This window comes from Neorhizobium descurainiae (assembly GCF_051400715.1).
Lineage (GTDB): Bacteria > Pseudomonadota > Alphaproteobacteria > Rhizobiales > Rhizobiaceae > Neorhizobium.
The window spans coordinates 1-8,038 of record NZ_JBLFFK010000050.1 but is presented as its reverse complement, the minus strand read 5'-3'; the positions used below and the strand labels follow the sequence as shown (position 1 = coordinate 8,038).

Sequence of the window (8,038 nt, the reverse complement as noted above, 5' to 3'; positions counted from 1 at the left end):
AAGCGACCTCGTAAGACCGGCATCGACCCTGTAAGTGCGGTCCCTTGGCCGGCTATCGTGTCGAAAATATGCTGTTTTGCAGGATGATGCCAGAAATAAGTTCGCCCGGACGGCGCATTTTGGAACGCCGCCCGGTGGGAGCGAGGGGCTGACAGCAGGATTCCGACGTTTGGACGCGCGTCGCAGCTACCGGGATCGAGTGTCAATTCGCTCCATCAGACGCCGCTCAGTTCGCCGCGAGGAGTTCCGTGCAGTAGCTCGGTCCGTTGGCGCCGGGGGGATCGGAGACGATCGCGACGTCGCGGATGACGTAATTCTCGGAAACCGTGATCTTCGCGGAGCAACTGACGCGCGCGGTGCGGCCGTTCTGCTGCTTGATGCGGTTGTAGCCGCCGCGCCAGTTGTAGACCGTGCTGGAGCCTTCGCTGCTGTCGCTGAGCGGCGGGCTGAATTTCGCGAAGAATTCGCCGGCCGAGCGGCCCACCCAGCGGGCTTCGATGGGATTGCTGGCGATGCCTACGGTGGTGCAGGCCGAAAGGGCAAGGGCGAGAAGGGCAGGGGTGAAAAGGGTGGGCGATGCGAGAACGCGGCGGCTCATGATCTCGAAAGAATCCTTGTATTGTCTGTGGCGCCCCGGGAGGCATGATTTTGAAGGCATGTTTTCGAGATCGCACCTAACAGATTTTGTGCAGGCTTCGCGAGGCGGCCGGCGGTCGCCGATGTCAAATTTCTCATGCGCCGCTTTTTTGCAACGCCTCGGTTTTCAATGCCGTCTGCGGCACCGTTCCCAAGGACCGCACTCTGTCGCAAATTTTTCATGACGGCGCTTGTGGAATGGAAAATGCTGGTCTATAGAGGCGCCGCTGGTCACGGAGTGTAGCGCAGTCTGGTAGCGCACCACGTTCGGGACGTGGGGGTCGAGTGTTCGAATCACTCCACTCCGACCAGCCGATAAGCCCGCCGAAGCGCAGCCCGAGATGCGGAATTCAGGTAGATAACGATGTTGAACCGCTTGCAACCCGGACGTTGTGGGCGGGTTTCCTTGCCGGAAGTATTTCCCTGAAGCATTCAGCACATCCAAACCGTAGCAGAATGCCCGTTTTCTCGACATCGTAAAGTTCAGCCGCAAAACCGTCGCTTTCGTCGTGAGCTTTGCGGCAGTTGGATGGAAAAGGGTGCTTATGGCCGATACTTTGAACAAGCGACGGATTGGCGTATTATTCGGGGGACGATCGGCCGAGCATGACGTTTCGGTGCTTTCGGCAACCAACGTCATGAACGCGCTGGCTCCGGAAAAATACGACGCCGTCCCGATCTTTGTCACCCGCGAGGGGCGATGGCTGTTGAGCGCCTTTGAGAACGGCACGCTTGCAAAGCCGTCGGGCGGCACGGAACTGTGTTTCGTGCCGGGGGGACATGGGCGGGTAATCGCGCTTCCCGTAGATGACGCTCCATACGAATTGCCGAGGATCGACATCATTTTTCCCGTTCTGCATGGTCTTCATGGCGAAGACGGCGCAGTGCAGGGGTTGGCCGAAGTGGCGTGCATACCGCTTGCAGGGTGCGGCATTCTCGGCTCCGCCAACGCACTCGACAAGGATATCGCCAAACGGCTGTTCAATGAGGCCGGGGTACCGGCGGCGCGGTCGATCACGATCCATCGGGGCGCCGCGCCGGCCCTTGATGAACTTGAACGGGCGCTCGGTCTGCCCGTCTTCATCAAGCCCGCCCGCCAGGGCTCCTCGGTCGGGGTCAGCAAGGTTTCGACCGGAGCGGACTATGAGATGGCGCTGTCGGAAGGCTTCCGCCATGACGGCAAGCTTCTGGCCGAGGAGTTCATTCGGGGCCGCGAGATCGAATGCGCGGTTTTGGAGGGTGACGATGGCGTCCTGTTCGTGTCGCGAACCGGAGAAATCATCCCGGCAGAAAGCCACGGCTTCTACACCTATGACGCCAAGTATATCGATCAGGATGGTGCCGCGCTGAAGGTGCCAGCCGAATTGCCCGAAGAGGTCGAGGATGAAATCCGAGCCCTTGCGTCGAAAGCATTTCGCGCGCTCGGTTGTGACGGCATGGCGCGCGCGGACTTCTTCGTCACGCCGGATATGCGGATCCTCGTCAACGAACTCAACACGATCCCGGGTTTCACCGACATCAGCATGTATTCCAAGGTGATGGCGGCAAGCGGCGTCAGCTACCCCGAGATCATTGACCGCCTGGTCGCACATGGCTTGGCGCGGGCGAACCGAACTGTTTAGCGTGATGTATTGTCGCGGAAATCCAGGTCCTGCGACCCCACCCGCTCAGAGTGAATCCTGAAAAGGAATTCTGCCGCAAAATCAGTCGCATGACTTCGAATGTGCGGCCGGTTTCTGCGACATCTGGCATTTCGCGTTTTTGTTAGGCTACCGCCGAAGCGGGCTTTTTCTTTTTCGCCCATTTCCTCCGCGTCCTCCTCGAAACCCTCCTGGAACCGGCGCCGGACGATATTGCCCAGCCGCCCGTCTCGTCCTGGCCGCGACCGGAAGTTTCTCGGCTCGCATCGAACAGGCTGGACAGCTTCCGGAAACTCCGATACGTGATGTAATGTTATTACATACCAAGGAGAGATTTCCAATGATGTCCAGATCGACGATGGTCGGGGGTTTTGCCGCGGCAGGCATTTTGATGGGTTCGGCCCAGGCCGAGGAGGAGAAGCAGACATGGCGGCTGTTCGTCGCCGATCACACGGCTCCCGTGGCCCGGTCCTTCGACGCGGCGACGGGAAAGGAGATCGGCGAGTTCGCCCTGAAGGGTTACGCCGCACTGGCCGCCAGCAGTTCCGGCCGCACCGTCTTCGCCGTCCAGAGCGAGGCCGATACGGTCCAGGCGATCAAATCCGGCGTGACGCTGTCCGACCACGGCGAGCATCGCGATCTCGAAACGTCCGACCCCGAAATGCTGCCGGTCGCGTTCGACGGAAAACGGCCGGTCCATGCCGTCATGCACGGCGACGACGTAGTGCTGTTCTACGACAGGGAAGGCAAGGCGAAGCTTCTTTCCGAAGAGGGACTGCTCGAGGGCAAGATATCTGAAAGGACCGTCGATGCGACGGCGCCGCATCACGGGGTCGCCGTTCCCATGGGGGAGGCGATGCTTGTTTCCGTTCCCGATACGAAGGTTGAGACGAAGCCGGACGAACTGCCGCCGCGCCTCGGCCTGCGCGTCCTCGACGCGAGCGGCGGACAGGTCGGCGAGGTCGAACCTTGCACGGCCCTGCACGGAGAGGCCTTTTCGGCGAGGCTGGCCGCCTTCGGTTGCGCAGAGGGCGTCCTGGTCGCGCGTCCCGGCAAGCAGGGCGGCGTCGAGCTCGAAATGCTGGAATACGGCGAAGCGCTACCGAAGGGAAAGGTGACGACCCTGCTCGGCAGCAAGGTCATGCAGTTCTTTCTCGGCAATTATGGCGAGGACAGGATCGCCCTGATCGATCCGGAAAGCGCCGAGCCCTACCGCCTGGTGGACCTGCCGACCCGGCGCATCGATTTCGCGCTTGACCCTGCGCGCGTCAAGAATGCCTATGTGCTGACCGAAGACGGGCAATTGCACGTCGTCGACGTGCTGCGTGGCGAAATCGCCGCATCGGCAACCGTCACCGAGCCCTACAGCAAGGACGGCCATTGGCGCGATCCGCGCCCGCGCCTTGCAGTGGCCGGCGATGAGATCGCCATCACCGATCCCCGCCACGGCCTTGTGCGGATGATCGACATCGGGACCCTGAAGGAGGCTCGCACCATTGCGGTCGAGGGGCAGCCCTTCAGCATCGTCGCCATCGGAGGCTCCGGCGCCGTCCATTGACGGCACTCGTCTCTCGCGGCTTGACGCGATCGCCGCGCTCGGCATAACTGAACGCGACGGTTCCCCGACGGTGACTCGGAGGGGATGAAAAGGGAACACGGTGCGGACGCCCGAAAGGGGCCAATGCCGTGGCTGCCCCCGCAACTGTAAGCGGATTGCTGTCCATCCTCGTGGCGCCGGAAGGCGCCATGCCACTGCGTCCATGCGGCGCGGGAAGGCAGATGGACGGCGGATATCCGCGAGCCAGGAGACCTGCCGTCGAACATCGATCCATCGCACGGGCGGGGATGCCCGGAACAGGAGCAGGACATGATCACCATCCGCGCCGCAGGGCGCCCTGGCGCTTCGCATTCCCCAAATCTCGACGATCGTTCGGCCAATCGGGCTGCCTCAAGGGCATTCTGAGCTTCACTACTGCCCGGCACATGGATTTGCCGGCGGCATTCACGTCACATTCGGGGAAACACGATGAATATCTTTCTGAAACGGCCGTTCCGCGCCGGCCTCGGCGCCATCTCCTTGATCGCCTCCGGCCTGTTCCACGGTGCCGTGGCGGCGGAAACCGCCTATCCGCTCACTCTTGAGAACTGCGGCCGGCAGGTGACTTTCGAAAAGGCGCCGTCGCGTACCGTGTCGATCGGCCAGAGCAGCACCGAAATCCTCTATCTCTTAGGCCTGGCGGACAAGGTCGTCGGCACCGCGCTCTGGGTCGGACCGGTCCTCAAGGAATATGAGGAGGTGAACGCCAAAATCGACCGGCTCGCCGATAACGAGCCGAGCTTCGAAAGCGTGCTCGGCAAAAGGCCGGATATCGTCGCCGTGCAGTTCCAGTGGCAGGTCGGACCCGAAGGCGTGGTCGGCAAGCCGGAACAGTTCGCAGAACTCGGCATACCGGTCTACACGTCGCCGTCCGATTGCACCGGCAAGGAAAATTCCGCCGCGAGCGACGGCGTCCGCCACCAGGTCTTCACCATGGACCTCGTTTACCGGGAAATCCGCGAGCTCGCCAAGATCTACGACGTGCAGGACAAGGGCGAGGAGGTCGTGGCCGATCTGAAGCAGCGTGAGGCCGCCGCCCGTGCCAAGGTCGCGTCTGCGCAAGGCAAGCTTTCCGCCGTCTTCTGGTTCTCGAGCGCCGCGGGCGCCGATCCCTATGTCGCCGGCAGGAACGGCGCGCCGGGCTATATCATGTCGGCGCTTGGCATCCGCAACATCATCGAGACGGACGACGAATGGCCGACGGTCGGCTGGGAAACCATCGCCAAGGCCGATCCGACCATGATCGTCGCGGGCGCCATGGAGCGCCGCCGCTATCCGCTGGACAGCATCGAGGCCAAGCACAGGTTCCTTGAGACCGACCCGGTCGCAAGCCTGATGCCGGCCGCGAAGAACGGCCATGTCTTCGACATGGACGCGCAGGCGATGAACCCGACGATCCGCACGATCGAAGGGATCGAGGTGCTTGCGGACGCCATCGCAGCCGCCGGCCTCGCCGAATGAGCCGGGCCATGTCCTCGATCGGCCGGACGGGTGCGGTTTCGCTCGCGCTCGCCGTCCTCGTCGCCGCGCTCTGGCTGGGCGCGGCGATCGGCGAGACCGCGATCCCGTTCGAGGTCGTTGCCAAGACGGTCGCCAACCGGCTCTGGGATGCGGGCTATCCGCTGGAGCCGATCGATGAGGGCATCGTCTGGAGCTACAGGTTGAGCCGCGCGGTCGTAGCGGCCTGCTGCGGCGCCTCGCTTGCCCTCTCCGGCGTCGTGCTGCAGTCGCTGCTGCGCAATCCCCTGGCCGATCCCTATATTCTCGGCATTTCGGCGGGGGCCTCCACCGGCGCCGTGGGCGTCGCGATCCTCGGCTTCGGCGGAGGTCTCCTGACGCTGCCGATGGGCGCCTTTTTCGGGGCGCTCGTCGCCTTCGCGCTCGTCAGCCTGCTGGCCGTCAAGGCGGGCAGGGGAACGGCGGCCATCATCCTCGCCGGCGTCGCAGGCTCGCAACTTTTCAATGCGCTCACCTCCTTCATCGTCACCAAGGCGGCGACCGCTGAACAGGCGCGCGGCATCATGTTCTGGCTGCTCGGCAATCTTTCCGGCGTCCGCTGGCCGGATGCCTGGCTTGCCATACCTGCGGCCCTGTCGGGGCTTGCGGTCTGCCTCTGGCACGCCCGGTCGCTCGATGCCTTCACCTTCGGCGCGGAGCAGGCCGCCTCGCTCGGCATTTCGGTCCGCCGCATCTATCTCGTGCTGGTCGGCATCTCCGCCATGATGACGGCGGTCATGGTGTCCATCGTCGGATCGATCGGCTTCGTCGGGCTGGTCATCCCGCATGCGGCGCGCATGCTGGTCGGCGTCCGCCACGGCGTGCTCCTGCCGGCGGCGGCGCTGATCGGCGCCGTCTTCATGATCGTGGCGGATATCCTGTCGCGCATCTTGATACCCGGCCAGGTCCTGCCGATCGGCGTGATCACCGCGCTCGTCGGGGCGCCGGCCTTCGCCTTGATTCTCGGACAGAGGAGGGGCCGCGCATGACGCTTTCGGCCAGGAATGTTTCATGGACCGCCGGCGGCGCCGAAATCCTGCGCGATGTCTCGCTCGACGTGCGCACCGGCGAGTTTCTCGGCATCATCGGCCCGAACGGTTCGGGAAAGACGAGCCTCATGGCGCTGCTTGCCGGCATCCGTAAGCCGAAGTCCGGCGAAGTCCTGCTGGACGGCGTGCCGATTACCGCGCTCGGGCGGCGCGAGGTTTCCCGCCGGCTGGCGCTAGTGGAGCAGCAGGCGGAAACCGGCGAGAGGATCACCGCCCGGCAGGCGGTGGAGCTTGGGCGCACGCCCTATCTCGGACCTCTGTCGCCCTGGTCGTCTGAGGACGACGTGATCGTCGAGGCGGCGCTTCGGAACGTCGACATGGCCCACCTGTCCGGCCGGCTTTGGCACACGCTTTCCGGCGGCGAACGCCAGCGCCTGCATATCGGCCGCGCGCTCGCGCAGCAGCCGAAGATATTGCTCCTCGACGAGCCGACAAACCATCTCGACATCGGCCATCAGATCGGCCTGCTCGATCTGGTGCGCCGGCAGGATTTGACGGTGGCGGCGGCCCTCCACGACCTCAACCATGCGGCGATGTTCTGCGACCGCCTCGCGGTCATGCAGGGCGGGCGGCTGGTGGCGCTCGGCGCGCCGCGCGAGGTGCTGACGACTGAGCGCATCCGCGACGTCTTCGGCGTGGAGGCGGAGATCGACCACCAAAGCGACGGTAACTGCTTCATCCGCTACCGGGCTGCCGGGCAGCCCCGTCCGGCGTCGCGGCGCGGGAACGGCGCACGGCTTGAAACGGTCGCAGGTGGGGTATCGTGAACATGGACGGACGCAACCATCACCTCAAGGAGGACATCCGCGAATATTGGTCGAAGCGGTCGGAAACCTTCGATCTCGCCTTCGGCCATCGCATTCCGCCCGGACCGGAACTGCAGGCCTGGGCAGCCGCGGTCAGGCGCAGCCTCGGCGGCGAACCGCTCAAGGTTCTCGAACTGGCCTGCGGCACCGGCGAAGTGACGAACGTGCTGCTTTCCCTCGGGCACGAGGTCACGGCGCTCGATTTCTCCGAGGCGATGCTGGGCGTCGCCCGCCGCAAGCATGCGGCGCGGGAGGGGGTGCGCTTTATCCTTGCCGATGCGGAACGGACGATGGAGCCGGATGCAAGTTACGATACCGTCGTCTGCCGCCATCTCGTCTGGACGCTGACGGAGCCGGAACAGGCTCTTGCAGACTGGCATCGGGTCCTGAAGCCGGGCGGCAAGCTGCTGGTTTTCGACGGCGACTGGGCAAGGCCGACACCCTTGGGAAAACTCGCATCCTGCGCCATCCGCCTGATCGACCGGCTGAGCGGCGCCGATCCGCATTACGACGGCGCGATGAGCGACCGCCACCGGAGCATCATGGCGCGGCTGCCGTTCGGAGAAGGCCTCACGGTGGAAAGGCTCGTGCCATTGATCGAAGCGACCGGCTTCGAGGACATCGGGATCGCCTCCCACCGGCCGATCGCCGCGGCCCAGCGGCAGACCGCCGACCTGAGGAACCGACTGCGCACGCTGCTTTACCGCCGCTTCATTCTCTCCTGCCGGCGGCCGGGCTAGAGCGTTTCATGTTTTATTTGAAGCGTATCCGGCATTGACAAGATAATTGGTGCACTCGTCTGGACCGATGGTC

General features: G+C 64.0%; 7 protein-coding genes, 1 tRNA gene and 1 riboswitch. Of the genes, 7 read left to right on the top strand and 1 reads right to left on the bottom strand.

Annotation, left to right across the window (positions count from 1 at the left end; all coding sequences use genetic code 11):
- Positions 1 to 226: 226 nt before the first annotated feature.
- Entirely contained in the window at positions 227 to 598 is a 372-nt protein-coding gene (locus ACMGE0_RS33160; protein WP_436820109.1) for a hypothetical protein, read from the bottom strand.
- A gap of 272 nt (positions 599 to 870) precedes the next feature.
- Here ACMGE0_RS33160 and ACMGE0_RS33155 point away from each other — a divergent pair.
- The 7 genes from ACMGE0_RS33155 (at position 871) to ACMGE0_RS33125 (ending at position 7,965) form a co-directional block, all read left to right on the top strand.
- Positions 871 to 947: transfer RNA gene (locus ACMGE0_RS33155), tRNA-Pro, on the top strand.
- 234 nt (positions 948 to 1,181) lie between these two features.
- The gene (locus tag ACMGE0_RS33150) at positions 1,182 to 2,258 is read left to right on the top strand and encodes a D-alanine--D-alanine ligase family protein (protein WP_436820108.1); all 1,077 of its coding nucleotides are present in this window, start codon (positions 1,182 to 1,184) and stop codon (positions 2,256 to 2,258) included.
- A gap of 376 nt (positions 2,259 to 2,634) precedes the next feature.
- Positions 2,635 to 3,834 carry a zinc metallochaperone AztD gene (gene aztD / locus ACMGE0_RS33145; protein ID WP_436820111.1) on the top strand — a complete coding sequence of 400 codons (1,200 nt, stop codon included), beginning with the start codon at positions 2,635 to 2,637 and terminating at the stop codon, positions 3,832 to 3,834.
- A 41-nt stretch (positions 3,835 to 3,875) separates the two neighbouring features.
- Positions 3,876 to 4,108, top strand: a riboswitch (cobalamin riboswitch).
- Positions 4,109 to 4,302: 194 nt separating this feature from the next.
- Positions 4,303 to 5,334, top strand: coding sequence for an ABC transporter substrate-binding protein (locus ACMGE0_RS33140; RefSeq protein WP_436820107.1), 1,032 nt, complete (start codon positions 4,303 to 4,305; stop codon positions 5,332 to 5,334).
- Positions 5,331 to 6,359: a FecCD family ABC transporter permease gene (locus ACMGE0_RS33135; protein ID WP_436820106.1), complete on the top strand. Its 1,029-nt coding sequence runs from the start codon at positions 5,331 to 5,333 to the stop codon at positions 6,357 to 6,359. The genes ACMGE0_RS33140 and ACMGE0_RS33135 overlap by 4 nt, the downstream gene beginning before the upstream one ends.
- Positions 6,356 to 7,186, top strand: a complete 831-nt coding sequence (locus ACMGE0_RS33130; RefSeq protein WP_436820105.1) for an ABC transporter ATP-binding protein — start codon at positions 6,356 to 6,358, stop codon at positions 7,184 to 7,186. Before ACMGE0_RS33135 ends, ACMGE0_RS33130 begins: the two co-directional genes overlap by 4 nt.
- A 2-nt stretch (positions 7,187 to 7,188) precedes the next feature.
- On the top strand, positions 7,189 to 7,965 hold the full coding sequence (locus tag ACMGE0_RS33125; RefSeq protein ID WP_436820110.1) for a class I SAM-dependent methyltransferase: 777 nt from the start codon (positions 7,189 to 7,191) through the stop codon (positions 7,963 to 7,965).
- Positions 7,966 to 8,038: the final 73 nt, after the last annotated feature.